This window comes from Acrocarpospora sp. B8E8, assembly GCF_039871605.1.
GTDB lineage: Bacteria > Actinomycetota > Actinomycetes > Streptosporangiales > Streptosporangiaceae > Acrocarpospora > Acrocarpospora macrocephala.
The window spans coordinates 34,081-54,966 of sequence record NZ_JBDPLV010000038.1; the positions used below are offsets into that span (position 1 = coordinate 34,081).

Annotated in this window: 17 protein-coding genes; 9 read left to right on the plus strand and 8 right to left on the minus strand. The window is 66.9% G+C overall.

The annotated features are described in order from the left end of the window. Nucleotides 1–42: 42 nt before the first annotated feature. Nucleotides 43–897, minus strand: a complete 855-nt coding sequence (locus tag ABGB08_RS31345) for a sulfite exporter TauE/SafE family protein (protein ID WP_347597384.1) — start codon at nt 895–897, stop codon at nt 43–45. A gap of 114 nt (nt 898–1,011) precedes the next feature. On the opposite strand from ABGB08_RS31345, the gene ggt reads away from it, so the two are divergent. Then, on the plus strand, nt 1,012–2,820 hold the full coding sequence (gene ggt / locus ABGB08_RS31350; RefSeq protein ID WP_347597387.1) for a gamma-glutamyltransferase: 1,809 nt from the start codon (nt 1,012–1,014) through the stop codon (nt 2,818–2,820). A 672-nt stretch (nt 2,821–3,492) separates the two neighbouring features. Here the strand turns inward: ggt and ABGB08_RS31355 are convergent. The 3 genes from ABGB08_RS31355 to ABGB08_RS31365 form a co-directional block, all read right to left on the minus strand. Beyond that, complete coding sequence (locus ABGB08_RS31355; protein WP_347597390.1) at nt 3,493–4,386, minus strand: hypothetical protein; 894 nt, start codon at nt 4,384–4,386, stop codon at nt 3,493–3,495. Between the two features lie 414 nt (nt 4,387–4,800). Then, nucleotides 4,801–6,258: an NAD(P)/FAD-dependent oxidoreductase gene (locus tag ABGB08_RS31360; protein WP_347597393.1), complete on the minus strand. Its 1,458-nt coding sequence runs from the start codon at nt 6,256–6,258 to the stop codon at nt 4,801–4,803. A gap of 354 nt (nt 6,259–6,612) precedes the next feature. Beyond that, nucleotides 6,613–6,786 carry a hypothetical protein gene (locus ABGB08_RS31365; RefSeq protein WP_347597396.1) on the minus strand — a complete coding sequence of 58 codons (174 nt, stop codon included), beginning with the start codon at nt 6,784–6,786 and terminating at the stop codon, nt 6,613–6,615. 157 nt (nt 6,787–6,943) lie between these two features. Here ABGB08_RS31365 and ABGB08_RS31370 point away from each other — a divergent pair, with 157 nt between their 5' ends. Both ABGB08_RS31370 and ABGB08_RS31375 read left to right on the plus strand, forming a co-directional pair. Beyond that, entirely contained in the window at nt 6,944–7,771 is an 828-nt protein-coding gene (locus ABGB08_RS31370; RefSeq protein ID WP_347597399.1) for an SURF1 family protein, read from the plus strand. 5 nt (nt 7,772–7,776) lie between these two features. After that, a complete protein-coding gene (locus tag ABGB08_RS31375; protein WP_155361258.1) occupies nt 7,777–8,091 on the plus strand; it encodes a DUF3817 domain-containing protein in 315 nt (104 codons plus the stop codon). Nucleotides 8,092–8,347: 256 nt separating this feature from the next. Here ABGB08_RS31375 and ABGB08_RS31380 read toward each other — a convergent pair whose 3' ends face one another. The 3 genes from ABGB08_RS31380 to ABGB08_RS31390 all read right to left on the minus strand — a co-directional run bounded on the left by ABGB08_RS31380 (nt 8,348) and on the right by ABGB08_RS31390 (nt 11,396). Beyond that, nucleotides 8,348–8,539 (minus strand): hypothetical protein, encoded by a 192-nt coding sequence (locus ABGB08_RS31380; RefSeq protein WP_155361257.1) that lies wholly within the window; start codon nt 8,537–8,539, stop codon nt 8,348–8,350. A 389-nt stretch (nt 8,540–8,928) separates the two neighbouring features. Beyond that, nucleotides 8,929–9,882 carry an LLM class F420-dependent oxidoreductase gene (locus ABGB08_RS31385; protein ID WP_347597403.1) on the minus strand — a complete coding sequence of 318 codons (954 nt, stop codon included), beginning with the start codon at nt 9,880–9,882 and terminating at the stop codon, nt 8,929–8,931. Beyond that, nucleotides 9,879–11,396 (minus strand): carotenoid oxygenase family protein, encoded by a 1,518-nt coding sequence (locus ABGB08_RS31390; RefSeq protein WP_347597406.1) that lies wholly within the window; start codon nt 11,394–11,396, stop codon nt 9,879–9,881. Before ABGB08_RS31390 ends, ABGB08_RS31385 begins: the two co-directional genes overlap by 4 nt. 102 nt (nt 11,397–11,498) lie before the next feature. Between ABGB08_RS31390 and ABGB08_RS31395 the strand changes: the two genes are divergently transcribed. Continuing rightward, nucleotides 11,499–12,419: a helix-turn-helix domain-containing protein gene (locus ABGB08_RS31395; protein WP_347597409.1), complete on the plus strand. Its 921-nt coding sequence runs from the start codon at nt 11,499–11,501 to the stop codon at nt 12,417–12,419. An 81-nt stretch (nt 12,420–12,500) separates the two neighbouring features. Next, the gene (locus ABGB08_RS31400; RefSeq protein ID WP_347597412.1) at nt 12,501–14,129 is read left to right on the plus strand and encodes a class I adenylate-forming enzyme family protein; all 1,629 of its coding nucleotides are present in this window, start codon (nt 12,501–12,503) and stop codon (nt 14,127–14,129) included. Here ABGB08_RS31400 and ABGB08_RS31405 read toward each other — a convergent pair. Then, nucleotides 14,118–16,079, minus strand: coding sequence for a prolyl oligopeptidase family serine peptidase (locus tag ABGB08_RS31405; protein WP_347597415.1), 1,962 nt, complete (start codon nt 16,077–16,079; stop codon nt 14,118–14,120). The two genes, ABGB08_RS31400 and ABGB08_RS31405, sit on opposite strands and share 12 nt — an antisense overlap. 71 nt (nt 16,080–16,150) lie before the next feature. On the opposite strand from ABGB08_RS31405, the gene ABGB08_RS31410 reads away from it, so the two are divergent. The 4 genes from ABGB08_RS31410 to ABGB08_RS31425 are packed head-to-tail and all read left to right on the plus strand — an operon-like array spanning nt 16,151 to nt 20,872. Continuing rightward, entirely contained in the window at nt 16,151–18,001 is a 1,851-nt protein-coding gene (locus ABGB08_RS31410; RefSeq protein ID WP_347597418.1) for an ABC transporter substrate-binding protein, read from the plus strand. After that, the gene (locus ABGB08_RS31415; RefSeq protein WP_347597421.1) at nt 17,998–18,960 is read left to right on the plus strand and encodes an ABC transporter permease; all 963 of its coding nucleotides are present in this window, start codon (nt 17,998–18,000) and stop codon (nt 18,958–18,960) included. Before ABGB08_RS31410 ends, ABGB08_RS31415 begins: the two co-directional genes overlap by 4 nt. Further along, nucleotides 18,957–19,844: an ABC transporter permease gene (locus ABGB08_RS31420; protein ID WP_347597424.1), complete on the plus strand. Its 888-nt coding sequence runs from the start codon at nt 18,957–18,959 to the stop codon at nt 19,842–19,844. Before ABGB08_RS31415 ends, ABGB08_RS31420 begins: the two co-directional genes overlap by 4 nt. Beyond that, entirely contained in the window at nt 19,841–20,872 is a 1,032-nt protein-coding gene (locus ABGB08_RS31425) for an ABC transporter ATP-binding protein (protein WP_347597427.1), read from the plus strand. The genes ABGB08_RS31420 and ABGB08_RS31425 overlap by 4 nt, the downstream gene beginning before the upstream one ends. Nucleotides 20,873–20,886: the final 14 nt, after the last annotated feature.

Below are 20,886 nucleotides of genomic sequence, written 5' to 3' on the forward strand. Positions count from 1 at the left end.
GCTGTTGCGGAACGTAATTGCGAGTTCCTTACGCGGAGGGGGTCAGTGAATGCGGATGAATCCGGCGTACATTCCCGTGGCGCAGGTGTAGTGGAGGGTTCCTTCTTGCTGGGGCGGGATGTGGACGCTGACCTGGCCGGTTTCCGGTAGGGCCAGGTCGTGGCCGTTGATGGAGATCGTGCGGGTGCAGCCTTGGTTGGCTTTTGTGCGAAATGTGATGTCGATGGGGTGGTGTGGTTTGGCGGTGGCGATGCCGGGCCGGAAGCCGTTGGGGGTGGCCCAGACGGTCAGCGTCTGGGTGCCGCGTGGGCCGGGGGTGGCGGCGACGGCGGGGGTGCCGAAATCGGGCAGCCAGCCGCCGAGGCGTAGGCCGGAGAAGGTCGTGAAGATGCCTGCGGCTATGGCGATGATGGCTACCAGTTTGGTGGCCAACCTGCGTATCAGCAGGCCCAGCACCACGAATCCGGGTGTGGAACCCGCTACGAAGCCCGCCATGACCGCGGCGCCTCCTATCGCCGATCCGGTGGATACGGCGACGACCTCCATGCTCAGCGTCACTCCGCAGGGCACGAGCACGGTCGCCAGGCCGAGGAGCAGGCCGCCGCGTTTCGGGGTGTGACAGGGTGGGGCGCGTTTCAGCTGGCGGATCCCGAAAAATACCAGGATGAGACCGGCGGTGATCAGCAGGATCGTGCGTGCTTGCGGTCCGAGCTGGATTGCGGAGCCGACCAGTCCGAGGGCCGCTCCCACGATGACGTGGCTGATCAATCGCCCGACCAGGAACATTCCCACCGAAGTCCGCCCGGTGAGAAAGCCACCCTGCACGGCAGTGCACGATGCTGTCCCGGCCACCACTCCAGCGGCCAGGCCACTGAGAAACAGCGCACCCACGGTCATCACTAGTAACGTAACGTGGTCACCCAGCGTCTGCCAGTAACAATTTACTGTCGGCTGGACGTGCTTGACTGGCTGAGTCATGCTTGGTGATCGTCTATGTGGTGGAGGTGGCAAATGGGACGAATCTCCGGAACCCTGCTCGGTGCCATCGTGACCGTGGGCTTGGTCGCGACCCCCGTGCACGCCGATCAGACCAAGAAACCCGCGACTCTCGCGTATGCCGATCTGGCTGCGGGGGTGGTCGCGACCCCTCCGCATGCCGGTCAGGCTAAGAAACCCGTGGCGGAGGGCTACGGTGGGGCGGTTGCCACCGTCGATCTGGACGCCAGCAAGGCTGCGCTCAACGTGCTCAAACAGGGTGGAAACGCCATGGACGCGGCCGTCGCGGGCGCGGCCACCCTCGGCGTGACCGAACCCTATTCCGCCGGGCTCGCCGGTGGCGGTTTCCTCGTCTACTACGAGGCCAAACGCGGGCGCGTCGTGACAATCGACGGCCGCGAGACCGCGCCCGCCGCGATGACCGCCACCACCTTCGAAGGCATCCCGTTCGCGGACGCCGTCACCAGCGGCCTGTCCGTGGGCGTGCCCGGCAGCGTCGCCCAATGGGACCTCGCTCTGCGCCGCTACGGCACGTTATCCCTGCGGCAGGCGCTGAAACCCGCGATCGACGTGGCCACCAAAGGCTTCGTCGTCGACCAGACCTTCGTCGACCAGACCGCCGCCAACGCGGCCAGATTCGCCGACTTCACCTCCACCGCCGCCCTCTACCTGCCCGGCGGCCAGCCACCCGCCGTCGGCTCGACCTTCCGCAACCCCGACCTGGCCCGCACCTACCGCGAACTCGGCGACCGCGGCCCCTCCTGGCTGTACGGCGGCAAGCTCGGCCAGGACATCGTCGCCACCGTCAAGAACCCTCCCATCACCCCCGGTTCGCCCCGGATCGTCCGCCCTGGCCTGATGGAACTCGCCGACCTGCGCGCCTACCGCGCCCTCACCCCCGCCCCCACCCACGTCCGCTACCACGGCCTCGACGTGTACGGCATGGCCCCGCCCTCCTCCGGCGGCTCCACGGTCGGCGAAGCCCTCAACATCCTCTCCGCCGCCGGCCACGTCGGCCTGCACGAATACCTGGACGCCTCCCGCCTCGCCTTCGCCGACCGCAACGCCTACGTGGGCGACCCCGCATTCGTCAACGTCCCGCTGAACGAGCTGCTGTCCGCCCAGTTCGGCAAGGAGCGCGCCTGCCTGCTCACCGACACCGCCCTCCCGCATCCGGCCGCCCCCGGCTCCCCCGACGGCTCGTACGGCCCCTGCCCGCCGCCGGTCACCGCCACCGACCCCAAACAACAGCCGGAAGGCCCGGAAACCACCCATCTGGTGGTGTCCGACCAGTGGGGCAACGTCGCCGCGTACAACATCACGATCGAGCAGACCGGCGGCAGCGGGATCGTCGTCCCCGGCCGCGGCATCCTCCTCAACAACGAGTTGACCGACTTCACCTTCGGCCCCGCCCCCGGCGACCCCAACCTGCCCGCCCCCGGCAAACGCCCACGCTCATCAATGGCGCCAACGATCGTCCTCAAACACGGCAAGCCACTCCTGGCCGTGGGTTCACCCGGCGGCGCGACCATCATCACCACGGTCCTGCAGATCCTCGTCAACCGCTTCGACTTCGGCATGCCCCTACCGGAGGCCCTCGCCGCGCCACGCGCGTCCCAGCGCAACATCGCCGCCACCCAGGCGGAACCGGCCTTCATCACCCAGTACGGCGCTGACCTGGAGGCACGCGGACATGTGCTCGCGTCGACGCCGGAAATCGGCGCGGCAACCGGCCTGGAATTCCTCAGCCGAGGCAAGGTCCAGGCTGTCGCCGAGCCAGTACGCAGAGGTGGTGGGAGCGCCCTGGTCGTCAGGAACGGTTGATCTGGCCCTGGGGCTCATGAGGATGGCGGTCCATCCTCGATTGCCACGCGAGTTCGTGCCGTTGTTCCCCGCGTTCATGGGGACGGCGGCACGACCTTGACTGCCCGCGAGTTCGTACCGATGCCCCTCACATCAGCTAGCGGCCATCGGTTTCTGGCTCTGGCACATTCCGTGAACGACGCCGTGGATCGCTCACCCGGGCTGCTATGACCTGGGGCGACAGGCCTCACAGAACTCACTGGATCGCCCGTGCTTGTTGGCCGCACGGAATTTGTGCTGGATCCGTTTCCTGATGGCCGCTCTCAACGTCCATGGGACAGGTCACGACTTGACTGCCCGCAAGGTCGTGGCGTTGCTTCCCGCGCCCTTGGGGGCAGCGGGGGCGGGCGGAGCCTGTGGTGATTTGCATGGTCATGGGTGCCTATGGCCATGTTTCCGTGCTCACGGTGATGGCGGGGTCGGGCGGGGCCCGAGGGTAAACAACGGGGTGGGTGGGTGGGAGAACCACGCGGATCAGGCCGCCGCTTCATTCGAGCGATCACGGTGATGGCGGGGTCGGGCGGAGCCCGAGGGAAAGCGCAGGGATGGGTGGGTGGGACCAACCGGTCTCAAGAAGGCTTGAGATAGCGGGGGGAGGGATTGCAGTTGTGGTCTGTCCCCCTGGGACTGGATCTAGTCCTCGAAGATCTCTTTAGCCGAATCAGCGAACATGGCCCGCTTGACCCAGGAATCGAGCACGGTCTCATCACCGCACTCGAGAATGCGCTGACGCTCATCTTCCGAGAGCGTGATTCCTCGGGTTTCCACCATCATCAGGAGTATCCGCGTCTCCTTCTCCACCGCACCTTCGGCCTTACCTTCCGCCTTACCTTCCGCCTTGCCCTCTGCTAGGAGCTTCTGGGCGTATTCGTGTTGGTAGAGGAAGCTTTGTGTGGCCATGAGCCTTTCCATCTCCTTCTGCGCGGGTCCGGTCAGTGATGTGGTGACGTACTCAGCGTACCGGGGGGCCGTGTCCGGGTCGATTGTGGCCAGGGCCTCGGTGAAAGTCCTCAGGATGGTGTCGATTTCGGGGTGGTTGTTGTGGGTTATGGCGGAGATCGCGGCCAAGCCGATATTGCCGACGGCTTCGGCGAGGTCGGTGATTACGGGGGTGTTGTCGGGGCCGATCACCAGGGGGATCAGGGTGAGGCCCGGGTGGCCGATCTCGATGGGAGTGGCGGCCCAGGCAGCGGTGGCTCTGTCCTGGCAGATGACCACGAGACAGGTAGGGCATTTGTCACGGGCGCGGAGACTGGTGATGTAGGCGGGCCAGCTTATGCGCTTGTGCTGGTCCGTGTGGAGCTGCACCTCGACGATGACGCCGAGGCGGTCGCTCTTGGTGCCGTAGAGGATGGCGGCGTCGGCGCGGTATTCGGTGGGTGCGCGCTGGGTGAGATCGCCGGAAATGATGTGGGCGTCTTTGGTTGAGGGGATGGGGAGCTCGAAAAGAGTACGAAGGGCGTGGGCGGTTCGGCCGGGGTCGAGGGTGGCGATACCGATGAGACCTTCGTGGGTTGCACTAACCATGGCCAGAACATTACTAAAGGCGCACAGCCAATTGCGCCAAGTTCTGATCTATTATGATTGTGTGGGTTAGGGCATATGGCGGCATTCTTCGTGGCGCATAGGGCCTCTATATGCTTTAGTGAGTAGCACGGGATGAATATGTGGTGGCTATTGATTTAGTCGGAAGGAATGGAATGTGGCTATGGCCACGTCTCCCCGCTTACGGGGACGGCGAAGCCTGTGGTGATTTGCTTGGCCATGTGGGCTATGGCCACGTCTCCGCCAGCGAGGGGGTGGCAGGGGCGGAGACCGAGGGTAGACAACGGTCTGGGTGGGTTGGAGAACCCTGGTCCTGCGGCTGTCGTTTCGTAGGAACCACTGCGATGACGGGGCGGGCGGAGCCCGAGGAGAAACAAGGGGCTGGGTGGGTGGGGCCTATCGGTCTCGGGATGGCTTGAGGAGTTCGTAGGCGTTTGGGTTTGCTTTGCGGGTTTTGGCCCAGTATTCGAAGGTGAAGCCGGGCCAGAGGGTGCGGTTTTTGCCGTGTTCGTCTAGGTACCAGCTGTGGCAGCCGCCTTTGGACCAGACGAGGCGTTCTAGGCGTTCTTGTAGGCGGTCGTTGTAGGCGCGGGAGGCCTCGGGGGTTACGTCCATGGCGGCGGCCTTGGTGCGGGAGAGCAGGCGCAGGCAGCTCATGATGTAGCGGACCTGGGCTTCGATCATGAAGATGACCGAGGTGTGGCCGGAGCCGGTGTTGGGTCCGAGCAGGAAGAAGAGGTTCGGGAAGCCGGGGGTGGTGATGCCATGGTAGGCCTCGATGCCGTGCCGCCAGGCTTCCTGGATCTTCAGGCCGTTTCTGCCGATGATGCGCTGCTCATGGAGGGCGTCGACGACCTTGAAGCCGGTGCCGTAGATGATCACATCGACGGGGACTTCGCGGGGGCCCGCGACGATCGTGTGGTCGCGGATCTCGGTGATGCCGTTGGTGATCAGTTCGACGTTGGGCTTGGTCAGGGTCGGATAGTAGTCGTTGGAGAGCAGGATGCGCTTGCAGCCGATGGTGTAGTCGGGGGTGAGCCGGGCGCGCAGGGCCGGGTCCTGGATCTGGTTGGCCAGGTGGCGTTCAGCAAGGACTCGGTGGACTTTCATGAGTTTGGGGTCCAGGGCGAAGCCGAGAGCGCGGGTTTCCAGGAGCCAGTAGATCGTGTTGCGGAAGGCGCGGGTGGCGCCTGGGAGGTGCAGGGCTTGGCGGAGGCGAGTGGGGACGGGGATGTCGGGTTTGGGTTGGACCCAGGGGGCGGTGCGCTGGAAAATGTGCAGGCTGGCAGCCTGTTGGGCGATCTTGGGGATGAACTGGATCGCGGAGGCGCCGGTCCCGATGACGGCAACCCGCTTGCCGGTGAGATCGACGGAGTGATCCCATTCGGCGGAGTGGAAGGCTGGCCCCCCGAACAACTCACGTCCCGAAATTTCGGGATATGACGGGATGTGAAGCGCACCGATCCCGGAGATCACCGCGTTGGTACGGAACGTCGTTCCGGTTCCCGTGGCGACCTGCCATTGGTTGGCCGTGTCGTCGTACTCCAGGCCAGTGACTTCCGTACCAAACCGAAAGTGCTCCTCAAGATCGTATTTCTCGACGCATCGTCGTAGGTAGGCCCAGATTTCCTCTCGTGGGGAGAACATCCGGGTCCAGCCGGGGTTGAGCTCGAATGAGTACGAGTAGAAGTGGGACGGCACGTCGCAGGCGCATCCGGGGTAGGTGTTGTCGCGCCAGGTTCCGCCCAGTTCCGCGGCCTTCTCCAGGACGACGAAGTCGTGGTACCCCGCCGCCTTGAGCTTGATCGCCATGCCGATTCCAGCGAAGCCCGAGCCGATGATCGTTATCCCCACTGGCCCTCCCGGAACTCCCGATGCACGGCCGACACCCGGATGTAGCCAGGGGCTCGCCGGAGATCACCCTCGTTCCGAGGATGGACCCGGGCCGCAGCCGTGCCAGCGCGGTAAGTCCATCATGACCACGTCCACCCCGGCTTCGTCCAGAGGCCTGGCATCCCGCGCTCTCGCCCGAGGCCCCGGGCGGCCCAGCACAGCGGTGAAGTGCTCTATGGCGGCGATGATGGCCACCCGCTCGGCCATCCAGAACCGCGCGGCCGACCGGGGGTAGGGCGTGATCGGTTACGATCTGCTCCCGAGCATGACAAAACCGCCGACGGGCGCGGTCGTCGGCGGTTGCTTATGAGGTTGTCAGCCGATCGCGAGATACGCGACGACGGCGATCACGACAAGAAGCGCGACGCCGGCGGCGATCCAGATCGGAAGCCGGGACGACGGTTCCTGGGCGGACGCCGTCTCCTGCTGGCGGGCGAATGCCTTGAACTGCTGCGTGTTCCCGGCTGGGTCAACCTGAGGGTCGGACATGAAAGAACTCTAGCGACACACCCTGCGCACATGACACCTGTTTGTCGGAATTGCGACACCACTGATGGGTGGAGCGACGGTAGTTCTTCGGGACGCGGACTGGCCCACCCCGGTACCCGTGGGCGGACTGTCGGTGGTGCCGGATACCGTGTTAGCCATGCTGCGTACCCTGTTCTCTCCCCGGCTGGTGGTTCTTCACCTGCTGGTGATCGGGGTTCTGGTGGCTTTTACTCTGCTCGGGCGCTGGCAGTTGGCGGTGTTCGAGGAATCTGGGCGCCCGGCAGCAGCCGCAGACCCGGCCCCGGTGGCCGTGGAGTCGTTGAGCCGGGTTGGGCAGCGGCTTACCAGTGACCTGGCGGGGCGGCAGGTGGTCGCCGAAGGCGTCTACGACGCCGCCGGGCAACTGCTGGTCGCCGACCGCCGCCCGGATGTGGAAGCGGTCGGAGGCAGGGCCGCCAGTGGCGCGGGATTCTGGTTGCTCACGCCGCTGCGGCTCGACGATGGAAGCATGTTGGCTGTCGTCCGGGGCTGGGTTGGGACGCCGCAGGATCCGGCGGTAGCCGTACCGGCCGAGTCGGTGAAGGTGACCGGGCGATTGCGCCCTCCGGATCAAAGCGATGCGGTGCAACGCAGCGGTGCCCTGCCCGAAGGCCAGGTCGCGACCGTCTCCACCGCACAACTCATCAACCTCTGGGACGGCCCTCTACACGACGGCTCCCTCATCGCCGCCACCCAGGAACCGCCGCTGACCGCGACCCCCGTGGCCGTCCCCCCACCCACCCAAGGCGCCGCCCTGACCTGGCGCAACCTCGCCTACGCGGCCCAATGGTGGATCTTCGCCCTGTTCGCCGTCTTCATGTGGTGGCACTTCGTCCGCGACGCCGTCCGAACCGCCAGAACGCCGCGGGTATCTTTGACCAACCCCGAATCCACCCCGGAACCCGATCCGGAATCCGACTCCCACCCCGAACCCGTGAGCAGGTAGTAATCGTGGACTCCGCCCTCAAACCGTTCCGCGTCATGGCCTATGTCGTTGGCGTCATGCTGCTGGTGCTGACCACCTGCATCATCCTGCGCTACGGCTTCGACATCGAGGGCCCGTCCAAGATCGTGTCACCGATCCACGGCTTCCTCTACATGGTCTACCTGGTTGCCGCCGTCAACCTGGGCATGAAGGCCCGCTGGTCATGGGCGTACATTCTGGGCGTGATGCTGGCCGGCACGATCCCGTTCCTGTCGTTCGTCTTCGAGCGCCGCGTCACCGACCGCGTGCACCGTGAGCTCGCCGCCCAGCCTGCCGTGTAGCGAACGCCGCGTAGTGAACGCCGCCCAGCCTGCCGCATAGCGAAGGCCGCGTAGCGAAGGCCGCAAAGGAGTGCCGGACAAAGACGCGGGACCGGCGGCGCAGACCGGGTGCGCCGCTCAGGTTCCCGCATGGAGTGCGGTCGTGTAGCACATCCGGGTGCGCCGCTCAGGTGCCCGCATGGAGTGCGGCCGTGTAGCAAGACCGGATGCGCCGGTCAGGTTCCCGCTTGGTACGCGGCCAGGTAGTGGTCGAGTGTCAGCTCCCGATGCCCCGGCGGCGGATCCTCCGCAGCCGCTTGCGCTGGGATTCGTCCAGCATGAAGTAGGCCACGGCGGGCGCGGCCAGCAGGCCGATCACGACGAGCCAGGAGATCAGGCCAGGCAACAGCCAGATGGCGAGCAGCGAGCCCACGCCCGCACCGATGTAGTACTTCCCGAGTGGCGACATGTCGGCCCCTTCGTTTCGCGATACATCTCAATACTGCCCCATGGATGCTCTCGCCGCGCTTCGCAAGTTCAGGAACGCGTCCGCGACCAGTCTCGCTGATGTTCCCGCGCTCGTCCGCGAGAGGCAGGGACAGGTCGGTGGCCCGGCTTGTCGAGAAGGGGCACCCGCACCGCGCGGCGATCGCCACCAGATCCTCCTGATCGACGACTTTCTCGTTCGCGGCGATCAGGTCGGCCAGCGCCGCCACCCCGCGCGCCCCGCCCGGCAGCGGCCCGACGATCTCGCGATAGAACGCCCTCGACAACTCAGACCCGGAACGAAATTGGACATCGTCCACCACCGTGCCTCGTCCCCTTCGCCCAGTACGACTGTGGCATTCGCTGAATGTTCTATGTCCGCTCGACGGATTCGGAGTTGAGTGCTGCGAGGGCACGGAGCGTCTGAGCCCCACCTGGGTCTGTCTCCGTGCTGACGGGGACGATGGCCACCTCGTCCACGCCCGCTGCCGCGTATTCGGCCAGGCGGGAGTCGATGGAGTCGCCGAGGAGGGCGACTGATTCGAGGAGTTTGTCGGGGATTGCGGTGAGGAGGTCGCGGGGGTGCGGGCGGGTTCGGGCGTAGTCGACTACGTCGGGGAAGCCTGCTTCGGCGAACATTTCGCCGTAGCCGGGGGCGGCGAGGTAGCCGACGATGGCGCGGCGGATTTGTTCGATGGCGGCCTGGTCGGGGTCTGCCGCGGCGGTGACCCAGGCGGCTACGCGGGTGGTGCCGGTGAGGGCGCGTAGGTCGGCGATCAGGCGGGCGGCGGAGGCGGGGGTGATCAGGTTGAGGACCATGCGGTCGGCGCGGGAGGCGATGCGGACGGCGGCGGGGCCGAAGGCGGCGACGGTGAGGTCGGAGTGTGGTGCGGGGAGGCGGAGCCGGTAGCCCTGGCTGCGGGGGTGGTCGGATTTCGCGCCGTCCAGGAGGGGGCGGAGGGCGTCGACGGCTTCGGACAGAGCTTTGGTGGAGCCGGCGTGGGGGCGGCCGTGCCAGCGTTCCACCACGAGGGGGCTGGAGGTGCCGAGCGCGACCCGGACCGGGCGTCCGGCGAGGTCGGCTACGGAGGCCGCGCCCATGGCGATCATCATGGGGTCGCGGACCGCGACCGCCAGCGGGCCGATGGTCAGGGCGATCCTGGAGGTGGTCGAGCCGATCGCGGTCGCCAGCGCGAACGCGTCATAGGTGGCCATCTCGCCGACCCAGACCTCGGGGTAGCCGAGTTCGTCGGCCGCCTGGGCGGTGCGCAGCGCCTCCTCCGCCGGCCGGTCCTGCCAGAACCCGAGGGAGACCGTCAGCTTCACGCGGACTCCCCGGAGCGACCGTTGCCGTTCTGACCAACAGGGTTCTCGGCGGCAGCGTTCTGGGTGCCGGAGTTCTCGGCGTTGCGGTACTGGTCGGCGCGTACCCACGTGGCATGGAAGCCGAGCGGGACCCGCTGGGGCAGCAGGACCCGCGCGATCGGGCCTAGCGTGATGTCCGAGGCGTCCAGGATTTGGACTTCGGAGGTGCCTTCGCGTTCGTCGGTGACGAAGGTGACCAGGTAGCCGTCGTCCTCGGCGGTCGAGCCGTCGCGGGGAGCGAAGGGGGCCTCGCTGCCGTAGCGGTGGTCGCCGTAGTAGTACTCCTGCTTGGCGCCGGTCAGGTTGTCGTATTTCACCAGACCGTTGAAAAGGTTGGTGTCGGCGTCCATGACGGAGACGTTATACGAGTAGCGGCTCAGCTGCCCGGTGAGGCGGGCGTCGATGCTGGGGAACTCGGTGTTGTGGTCGCCGTCCACGTAGCCTTCGCTGGTCTGGCCGGTGACCAGGTTGAAGCGGTAACGGTAGAGCCGGGCGTCCAGCTTCAGGTAGGAGATCATGCGGGCCAGCGGGCCGCCGTCGCCCCTGGGCGCGGGGCGGCTGACCCGGCAGACATCCAGGATGATCTCGTCGCCGGTCTCCCACGAGTTGATGACGTGGTAGATGTAGCACGGCCGAGCCTCGAACCAGCGGATCTGGTCGGCGGTCCCGCGCCGCGGGATCACCCCGAACCTGGACGGAAGCTCCCGGTTGAAGGTCAGCTTGTACCGCCTCTGACGCGCGGCCTCCATGTCCTGATAAAGCGGCAGATCCATGAGGATGGCGTAGTTCTCGGTGATGGACATGTCATGCGGCAGCCGCGCCCCGGGCAGCTCCAGCTCCACGCAGTGCTCGACCGCGCCACCCGCGCCCACCACCCCATACCGCAGGTACGGCGGCCGCGGCCCGTAATCGAACCAGAACAGCTCCCCGGTCCGCTCATCCACCTTCGGATGCGCCATGAAGTCCCCGGTCAGCGTGTCGAGAAAGGTCTCGACCCCCAGCGTCTCCAGCGACAACGGATCCAACTGGTACGGCGACCCGCACAGATACCAGGTCGCCAGCACCTTCCCCCGGTGATAGATCAGGTCGGTATTGGCGGAATCCTTGAGGTTCAACCCCCGCGTGTTCCCGAACGGATTCCCCTTGGGGTTCTCCATCACCCCGGTCCACAACGACCGATCGGTCTCGGCCTGATACGCCTTGGTCCGGACGTACCGGTTCCGGTAACGCGCCCGGCCGTCCTCGAAGTGCATCGCGTGCACCATGCCGTCGCCGTCGAACCAGTGATAACGCCCCCGCATGGGAAACCGCGCGTTCGGCCCGTTGCGCAGGTAGACGCCGTTCAGGTCGGCCGGGATCTCGCCGATGACCTTGAGGTCCGCTGCCGTGATCTCTTCCTGGACCGGGGCGTACACACCGAGCAAGTAGGGGTTCGGCTCGCCGGACTCGTCCATGATCACCGAAGGAACCGTCATGGGTTGTGCCATAATGAGACACTACGATAACAAAAGTCAGCTAGTCAATGAGCCCTTTAGAGTGGACACTTTCCACTGGTGTACAGAAAGACCGGAGTTCCCATGCCGGGTGTGCAGACCCCGACGGCGACAGTAGAGCGTGACACCGCGATAGAACTCAGCGCGATCGGGCAAGGTCTGGCCATCCTCGGCGACCGTTGGGTGCTCCTGATTCTGCAGCGGGCCTTCCTGCTGCGGGTCCGCACCTTCGCGGGCTGGCGGGATGAGCTGCGGATCTCCGAATCCGTGCTCGCCTCCCGGCTGAAGGAACTCCTCGCGCACGGGATCTTCACCACCGCCGCCTACCGCAACGGCCGCACCCGCTACGAATACCGGCTCACCGAACGCGGCCTCGATCTGTGGTCGCTGCTGGTCGCCATCTACTCCTGGGAACGCGCCTGGACGGATCGGCCGCAGCCGCCGCTCATTCACGACATCTGCGGCAACGAGACGCGGGCGTACCTGGCCTGTGGCGTCTGCCGGGAGGCGATGACCGCGCGCGACACCCGGACCGTGCGCGGGCCGCTGGCCACCTTCGCCCGGGTCGGGCTGCCCCGGCAACATCGCCGCACGCTCGCCTCCCGGACCGACTTCATCGGCTACTGCCCGGACGCGATGGAGATCCTCGGCGACCGCTGGAGCACCAGCGTGCTCGCCGCCGCCTTCCTCGGCTCGCGCCGGTTCGGCGACTTCCAGGCCGAGCTGGGCATCGCGCCCTCGGTGCTCACCGACCGGTTGCGCCGCTTCGTCGAGCTGGGCGTCTTCCAGCTGATCGGCGGCCACTACCGCCTCACCGAACGCGGCCTGGCGTTCTTCCAGGTCTTCGCGTTCCTGGTCACCTGGGCCCAGCGCGAGCTCCCGGCCCCACCGGGCTCCGAGCTCACCATCACCCACCACAGCTGCGGCGCCGCCCTCACTCCGGTCCTGCTCTGTACGGCCTGCGGCGACACACTCGAACGCCGCGAAGTCCACTTCATCACGTGATTTCTCGATAAAGCCCGACATATGTTGACCGAGGCGATTGGCTTTCGTAGGGTCTCGGGAACATCGAGCGCGGGAGTCGCGATGAGGCTGTACCCGAAAGACCATGTGGAGCGTTACACCGGTGAAGGCTGGTGGACCGACGACACGATCGACCGGCTCTTACGGGCGCGGGCGGCCGAGCGGCCCGAGGGGCTCGCGGTGGTCGACCCGCCCAACAAACCCGCCCTGATGGGCGGCGTGCCCAAGCGGCTGACCTGGGCTGACCTGGACGCCGAAGTCGATCGTGTGGCCGGAGTGCTGCTTGGGCACGGCGTCGGCGTGGACGACGTGGTGGCGGTCCAGCTGCCCAACAGCGTCGAGCTCACCGTGACCATGCTGGCCGGAATCCGGATCGGCGCGATCGTCGCCCCGTTCCCGGTGCAGTACCGGCAATATGAGCTCACCCAGCTCGGCGTGCTCGCCAACGTCAGCGTCTTCGTCACCGCCGCCGATCGGGCGGAGGGCATCGGTGCGCTGGCCGTACCGTCGATGCGGGAGGTGCTGGCCTGGGGCGGCGAGCTGGAGACCGCGACCGCGGACCGGGCGACGCTGGACGCGCACCTCAAGAGCTTCGAGCGGGACCCGAACGACTGCGTCACGATCTGCTGGACCTCCGGTACCGAGGCCACCCCGAAGGGTGTGCCACGCTGCCACTACGACTGGCTCGCGGTCGCCTGGACCTGTGCCGACGCGGCCGGTCTCACCGCCGACGACGTCGTGCTGAACCCGTTCCCCATGGTCAACATGGCCGGGATCGGCGGCGTCATGCTGCCGTGGCTGCGCACCGGCTGCACGCTGGTCCAGCACCACCCGTTCGAGCTGCCCGTCTACCTCACGCAGATCGCCACCGAGCGGGTCACCTACACGCTCGCGCCGCCCGCTCTGCTCACCCTGCTGCTGCACAAGCCGGAAGTGCTGGCCCAGTTCGACATCTCCTCGCTGAGCAGGATCGGCTCGGGTTCGGCGCCGCTGCCGCCGCCGATGGTGCGCGGCTGGCAGGAGAAGCACGGCATCGCGATCATCAACTTCTTCGGCTCCAACGAGGGCATCGCGCTGCTCTCCGACCCCGACACCATGCCCGACCCGGACGACCGCGCCCGTTTCTTCCCCCGCCCCGACGCCCCCGGCACCACCTGGCCGGGCACCCTCGGTGGCACCAAGGTCAAGCTGGTCGCCGCCGACGGCACCGAGGTCGCGGGCGAGGGCGTGCCCGGCGAACTGCGCCTCTCCGGCCCGACGGTGTTCGCCGGCTACCTGGCCGGTACGGCGGAAGCCGACCCCTTCGACGACGACGGCTACCTGATCACCGGAGACGTCTTCGAGCTCGCGGGCGACCGCTACCTGCGGTACGTGGACCGGACCAAGGATCTGGTCATCCGGGGCGGCATGAACATCGCCCCCGCCGAGCTGGAGGCCCTGCTGGCCGGGCATCCCGCCGTGGCCGAATCGGCCGTGGTCGGCTACCCCGACGAGGTGCTGGGCGAGCGGGTCTGCGTGCTCGTGGTCACCAAACCGGACACCGAGATCACCCTGGAGTCCGTGATCGAGTTCCTGCGGGCCACCGGCATCGCCTCGTACAAGCTGCCGGAACGCCTGGAGATCGTGGAAGCTCTTCCCCGCAATGCGGTCGGCAAGATCCTCAAGCGCGAGCTCCGCGAGTCACTGCTGTAGCGCCTGCAGGATGAAGGCGTAGATCTCCGCTTCGTAGTCGAGGTGGGCATATCGGCCGCTCGGTCCGGTGTGCCCACCGTCTTCTACCTCGACCCGGAAGAGCACGTTCGCTCCGTGGGCGCGGAGTTTGGCGACCCATTTGGCGGGTTCGCGGACCAGGACGCGGGGGTCGTTGACGGCTCCGGTGACCAGCAGGGGGGTCTTGGTTTCCGGGATAAGCATGTTGTCGTAGGGGGAGTAGGCGAGCATGGAGGCGAAATCTTCGGGTTTGCGGGGGTCGCCCCACTCCTCCCATTCGTTGACTGTGAGCGGGATCGTGTCGTCGAGCATGGTGGTGACCACGTCGACGAAGGGGACCTCGGCGATGACGGCGGCCCAGGGCCGCAGGCCGTACACGGCGGCCATCAGCAGGCCGCCGGCGGAGAGGCCGCGGGTGGCGATGGTGGTGACCTTGCCTTCCAGCCAGGCCGCCACGGCGACGTGGTCGGAGAAGGTGGTGGGTTTGCCGGCGAGGCGTCCGGCTTGCCACCAGGCTCGGCCCATCTCGCCGCCGCCGCGGATGTGGGCGTGGGCGAAGATCACGCCTTCGTCCAGGAGCACGGAAAGAGGGGCTTCCCAGGTGAAGTCGACGACGGCTTCGTAGGCGCCGTAGCCGTACAGCAGGCAGGGCGCGGTGCCGTCGAGAGGGACGTCGCGGCGGCGGACGACGGTGACGGGGATCATGACGCCGTCGGGGGCGGGGGCCCAGTGGCGTTCGCTGACGTAGTCGGCGGGGTCGTAGCCGGGGGTTTCGGTGGTTTTGCGCACCGTGCGCTCGCGGGTGGCGAGGTTGACCGTGGACCAGCGGGTGGGCTCGCTGTAGGAGCCGGTCTCGATCAGGATCTCGGTCGCGTCGTAGTCGTGGTTGTGCACGAGCGCGATCCGGCCCGCGGTGGTCTCCGGGTGGATCTCCCAGGGCTCGGTTCCGTCCATCGGGACGACCCGGAGCAACGGCTCCCCACCCCTGCGCAGAGATATGACGATATATCCGGCGAAACAGTCGGTCCGGTAGACGCGTTCGTCCGGATTGGGAGTGACCAGCTCATGGTCCACCCGGAACTCCGGCCAGCCGTCATCGGTCGTGATGACCAGGCGATCGTTCGTCGCGTCGTGATCCACCCGGTATTCGACCCGCGGCGTCCGCCCCCGCACCGAGCGCGGCTCCGCCTCCGGGGTCGCGGCGGGGATCAGCCACACCTCGGTGGTGTCCCGATTGGCCGCGGTGATCGTGATGTACGCCCCTGACCGGGTCGCCTCGACCGTCACCTCGAACCGCCGATCCGGCTCAGTCAGCACAACGGCGTCTTCACCCCCCAGAACATGACGCCGCACCTCATATGGCCGATAACACTCATCCACCACCGTGTAGAAGAAACTCGACGAATCCGCAGACCACGCCCCCGTGTAGTACGTCCCCGCCACCCGATCAGAAAGATCCACCCCCGCCTCCAGATCGCGGAACCGGAGCTCGTACACCTCATCCCCGCTCGTATCCACCGAATACGCCAGGAACCGCCCGCACGGGCTCACCTCCCGGACGCCCAACTCCACGTAACCCGCCGCTGCCAACTCGTCGAGATTCAGCAGCACAGAACCGCCATCAGAAGCATCACGCTTTCGACAGAAGTCACCAAACTCCCTTCCAGTTTCAATCTGGGTGTAGTAGACAAAAGCCCCATGACGCCAACTGACTGAAGACTCAGTCTCGGGCGTCCGTCCAGCCATTTTGGCCGCGAGAACCTGCTGAAAGGGGGCCAGATGGGCGGTCTCCGCCGCATAGTGCCGCCGCTCGGCGAGCAAGGTCTCGCGCGCCGCCTCCGGGTCGCGCATCCAGTCGTAGTCGTCGATTCGCTCGATCCCGTGCAACCGGTGCGCCACCGGTCTACGGGGAGCGATGGGGGGCTGTGTCATGGCAGGACAGTACCCAACCGACTGATTGACCAGTCAAGACCTCGGATCGACTCCCGCCCCCGGAGGACGATATGCACCACCTCGTCAGAAGAGCTCTGAGCGTCGCGCTCGCCGCCGGGCTGCTGACGGCGCCCGCCGCGACCGCGCTCGCCCAGACGCCCGCCCCGTCGCAGGGGAAGGTCACCTTCACCGTCGGCATCCTGTCCGACGTGGACTCCACGAACCCGTTCACCGGCATCGTGGTCGAGGCGTACGAGGCTTACGCCCTGATGTACGACTACCTGGTCACGTCCAGCCCCAAGGACGTGTCGGCGATGCCGAGCCTGGCGGAGTCGTACCAGGAGGCGCCGGACAAGAAGAGCTGGAGCTACAAGATCCGGGCCGGGGTGAAATGGTCGGACGGGCAGCCGCTGACGGCCAGGGACGCCGCCTACACCTTCAACCGGATCATCAACGGTGATTTCGAGCAGACCAACTACGGCAACTACGTCACCAACATCGAGCGGGCCGAGGCCACCGATGACACGACGCTGGTACTGCACGTGAAGAAGCCGACGCCGATCATGGAACGGCTGGCCGTGCCGATCCTGCCGGAGCACATCTGGAAGGACATCGACGGCACCGAGGTCAAGTCGTTCGCCAACGAGCCGGAGAACGGCCAGGCGATCGTCGGGTCCGGGCCGTTCCGGCTGATCGAGCGGCGCAAGGGGCAGTTCCTCCGGTTCGAGGCGAACAAGGAGTACTGGCGCGGCGCGCCCAAGATCGACGAGCTGGTCTTCCGGGTCTTCCTCAACGCCGACGCCGAAGCGCAGGCGCTCACCCGGGGCGAGATCGACTTCGCGTACGACCTGCAGAGCAACGTCCTCGAATCGTTGAAGAACAAGCCCGGCATCACCACCAGGGGCTCCGCCTACTCGGGCTTCGACGAGATCGCCTTCAACACCGGGGCCGCACTCGCCGACGGCACCCCGATCGGCGACGGCCACCCCGCGCTCAAGGACAAGCAGGTCCGCCTCGCCATCTCGCACGCCATCGACCGCGACGTCCTGGTCAACCGGGTGCTGGGCGGCAACGGCTCGCCCGCCGACACCTTCATCCCGCCGGTGTATCCAGCCCTGCACCTCGACCCCGCCAACAAGCAGAACTTCGACCCGGCCAAGGCCAACCAGATCCTGGACGCCGCCGGATACCCGAAGGGCGCCGACGGCGTACGCGAGAAGGACGGCAAGAAGCTGGCGCTGCGCCTGTTCGTCCGGGACAGCAGCGAGGAATCCCAGGCCACCGGCGAGTTCGTGAAAACCTGGCTCAAGGACATCGGCATCGAGGTCACCATCAAGGTGATGTCCGAGGACGCGCTCACCGAGATCATCGGCCAGGGCGAGTACGACATGTTCGAGTGGGGCTGGGTGGTCGAACCCGACCCCGACTACCAGATGTCGGTCTTCACCTGCGGCAAGCGCAGCTACAAGGACGGCGACTCGATCTTCGCCGACCTATCCGACTCGTTCTACTGCAACCCGGAATACGACAAGCTCTACGAGGAGCAGGCCGGCGAGACCGATCCCGCCAAGCGCGCCGAATTGGCCAAGCGCATGCAGCAGATGGTCTACGACGACGCCGCGTACGCGATGACCTATTACTACGACGACCTGGTCGCCTACCGCAGCGACAAGTGGACCGGCTTCGTCCCGCAGCCCGACCCGGACGGCTCGCTGCTGTTCCAGTACGGCATCCACTCCTACCTCTCCATCGAGCCGGTCAAGGCCACCTCCCCGGCGTCGGCCGCCGCGGCCGCCGAGGAATCCGGCGGCATGAGCTCCGCCCTGATCGGCGGAATCGTCGGCGCCGTCGCCGTGCTGGCGGTGGGCGGCGTGCTGGTCGCCCGCAGGCGCCGTACGGCGGACGCGGACGAGCGGGAATGACCGCGTTCCTCACCGGGACCCGGGGTTACGTGATCAGGAAGATCGGCTGGTCGCTGGGCACGCTGCTGTTCGTGGTGGTGTTCAACTTCTTCCTGTTCCGGCTGCTGCCGGGCGACCCGATCGGCCTCTACTCGCGGGGCCGCAACATGGCCCCCGAGCAGCTGATCAAGCTGCGCGCCGAGCTCAACCGGCCGATCGGCGCGCAGTTCCTGGAATACCTGTCCAACCCGTTCGCCAGCACGATCAACTCGGTCCGGTTCAACCGCCCGGTCTGGGAGCTGGTCGCCGAGCGGGTCTGGCCGACCGTGCTGCTGGTCGGCACCGCGATCCTGATCGCCTCGGTGGCCGGGATCTGGCTGGGCATCCGCAGCGGCTGGCGGCGCGGCGGCACCTTCGACCGGGTGACCACCGGCGTCACCAACACGCTCTACGCGATGCCGGAGTTCTGGGTCGGCATGGTGCTGCTGATCGCGTTCCCGTTCTTCCCGAGCGGCGGCATCTCCACGCCGGGCGTGACCGGGTTCCTGGACACCGTCCTGGACACGGCCTGGCACATGGTGCTGCCGGTGACCGCGCTGGCCATCGTCTACCTGGCCGAATACACCTCGATCATGCGCGCCTCCCTGGTGGACGAGCTGCGGCAGGACTACCTGCAGCTGGCCAGGGCCAAGGGTCTGCGGGAAGACCTGGTCAGGCGGCGGCACGCGGTGCCCAACGCGCTGCTGCCCACGATGACGCTGATCTTCCTCAACCTCGGCTTCGTGATCGGGGGAGCGATCACCGTGGAGACCGTGTACTCCTGGCCCGGGCTCGGGCTGCTGTCGTACGAGGCGCTGCGCGGGCCCGACATCCCGCTGCTCCAGGCCGTGTTCCTGCTGTTCTCCATCGGGGTGGTCGTGTTCACGCTGCTCGCCGACCTGCTCTACGCGGTGCTCGACCCGAGGGTGAGCACCCAATGACGGCCAGATCGATCACCTGGGCCCGCCGCCGGACCACGCTGGCCCGGTTCTGGCGGGACTTCCGCTCCCACAACACCGCCCTGGCCGGGCTCGCCATCCTGGCCGTCTTCGCCCTGGTCGCGATCTTCGCGCCGCTGCTGGCCGACCCGGACGGGCTCAACGTGGCCAAGGCCACCGCCAAGAGCCACCAGCCGCCGTCGGCCGACTACTGGCTCGGCACCGACCAGAACGGCCTGTCCATCCTGACCCTGCTCGTGCACGGCACCCGGGTCTCGCTGATCGTCGGCTTGTCCGCGACCGCGATCGCCATCGTGATCGGCACCCTGGTCGGCATCATGGCCGGGTTCTACGGCGGCTGGGCGCGCTCGCTGCTGATGGGCTTCACCGACTGGTTCCTGGTGATCCCGTTCCTGCCGCTGGCCATCGTGCTGGCGACCGTGCTGGGCGCGTCCCTGTTCAACATCATCGTCGTGATCGGCGTCACCTCCTGGCCTGGTACGGCACGGCTGGTGTGCGCGCAGACGTTGAGCGTGCGGTCCCGGCCGTACATGGAAAGGGCGAAAGCGCTCGGGGCGGGCGACTGGCATCAGATGACGCGGCACGTGCTGCCGAACGTCATGCCGGTCGTGCTGGCCCATGTCGTGCTGACCGTGTCGATCGCGATCCTGTCGGAGACCACGCTGTCGTTCCTCGGGCTCGGCGATCCGACCGCGCAGTCGTGGGGGAACATTCTCGACGCCGCGTACGGCACGGGGGCGATGTCCAACGGCGAGTGGTGGTTCGTGTTGCCGCCCGGGATCTGCGTGGTGCTGGTCGTGCTGGCGTTCACCCTGGTCGGGCGGGCGCTTGAGGTCGTGCTCAACCCGCGCCTGAAGGAGGGTTGATGAGCCTTCTTGAGTTGAAGGATCTGCGGGTCACCTATGCCGGAGATGTGCCCGCCGTGCGCGGGGTTGATCTGGCGGTGGCGCCGGGTGAGGTGCTGGGGGTGGCGGGGGAGTCCGGGTGTGGCAAGTCCACCATCACCAATGCCGCTTTGCGGCTGCTGCCGCGCTCGGCGAAGGTCGACGGGCAGGTGCTGCTCGACGGCGAGGATGTGTACGGCATGTCGTTCGGGCGGCTTCGGGCGATTCGGTGGGCCGAGGCGTCGATCGTGTTCCAGGGGGCGTTGCATTCGCTGAACGCGGTGCAGAACATCGGGCGGCAGATCGCCGAGCCGATCCTGCTGCACGAGCCGAAGACCTCCAAGCGGGAGGCGGATCGGCGGGTGGGGGAGCTGCTCGAACAGGTGGGGTTGCCGGCGCGGCGGGCCAGGGATTATCCGCATCAGCTGTCGGGCGGGCAGCGGCAGCGGGTGATGATCGCGCTTGCGCTGGCCTGCCGGCCGCGGCTGGTGATCGCGGATGAGCCGACGACCGCGCTGGATGTGATGGTGCAGGCGCAGGTGCTGGAACTGCTGGGGGGACTGGTACGGGATCTGGGGTTGGCGTTGGTGCTGATCTCGCATGATCTGTCGGTGCTGGGGACCACGTGTGATCGGGTCGCGGTCATGTATGCGGGGAAGGTCGTGGAGCAGGGTCCTGCTTCTGCGGTGTTCGATGATTCGCGGCATCCGTATAGTGCGGCGCTGGCTGGGGCGTTTCCGCGGGTGGGGGATGAGCGGTTTAGGTATGCGCCGCGTGGACTGCCGGGGGATCCGCCGTTTCCGGGGGATTTGCCGGGTGGGTGCGATTTTCATCCGCGTTGTCCGGTCGCTTTGGAGAGGTGCTCGGCTTCTGAGGTGGCGTTGACCGCGCTCTCCTCGTCGTCCGGATCCGAACCGTCCGGGCGTGAGTTGTCCGGGGCGGATGATGGCCGGAGCGCCGCCTGCTTGCGTGCCGGGGAGACTGGCCTGGATCTGCGAGGTGCTCGATGAGCTCGGCGGATATT

Bases quoted from the DNA above. Each gene is read 5' to 3' on its own strand.
- ABGB08_RS31345 (WP_347597384.1), bottom strand. From the start codon at position 897: ATGACCGTGGGTGCGCTGTTTCTCAGTGGCCTGGCCGCTGGAGTGGTG.
- ggt (WP_347597387.1), top strand. From the start codon at position 1,012: ATGGGACGAATCTCCGGAACCCTGCTCGGTGCCATCGTGACCGTGGGC.
- ABGB08_RS31355 (WP_347597390.1), bottom strand. From the start codon at position 4,386: ATGGTTAGTGCAACCCACGAAGGTCTCATCGGTATCGCCACCCTCGAC.
- ABGB08_RS31365 (WP_347597396.1), bottom strand. From the start codon at position 6,786: ATGTCCGACCCTCAGGTTGACCCAGCCGGGAACACGCAGCAGTTCAAG.
- ABGB08_RS31370 (WP_347597399.1), top strand. From the start codon at position 6,944: ATGCTGCGTACCCTGTTCTCTCCCCGGCTGGTGGTTCTTCACCTGCTG.
- ABGB08_RS31380 (WP_155361257.1), bottom strand. From the start codon at position 8,539: ATGTCGCCACTCGGGAAGTACTACATCGGTGCGGGCGTGGGCTCGCTG.
- ABGB08_RS31390 (WP_347597406.1), bottom strand. From the start codon at position 11,396: ATGACGGTTCCTTCGGTGATCATGGACGAGTCCGGCGAGCCGAACCCC.
- ABGB08_RS31395 (WP_347597409.1), top strand. From the start codon at position 11,499: ATGCCGGGTGTGCAGACCCCGACGGCGACAGTAGAGCGTGACACCGCG.
- ABGB08_RS31400 (WP_347597412.1), top strand. From the start codon at position 12,501: ATGAGGCTGTACCCGAAAGACCATGTGGAGCGTTACACCGGTGAAGGC.
- ABGB08_RS31405 (WP_347597415.1), bottom strand. From the start codon at position 16,079: ATGACACAGCCCCCCATCGCTCCCCGTAGACCGGTGGCGCACCGGTTG.
- ABGB08_RS31410 (WP_347597418.1), top strand. From the start codon at position 16,151: ATGCACCACCTCGTCAGAAGAGCTCTGAGCGTCGCGCTCGCCGCCGGG.
- ABGB08_RS31415 (WP_347597421.1), top strand. From the start codon at position 17,998: ATGACCGCGTTCCTCACCGGGACCCGGGGTTACGTGATCAGGAAGATC.
- ABGB08_RS31420 (WP_347597424.1), top strand. From the start codon at position 18,957: ATGACGGCCAGATCGATCACCTGGGCCCGCCGCCGGACCACGCTGGCC.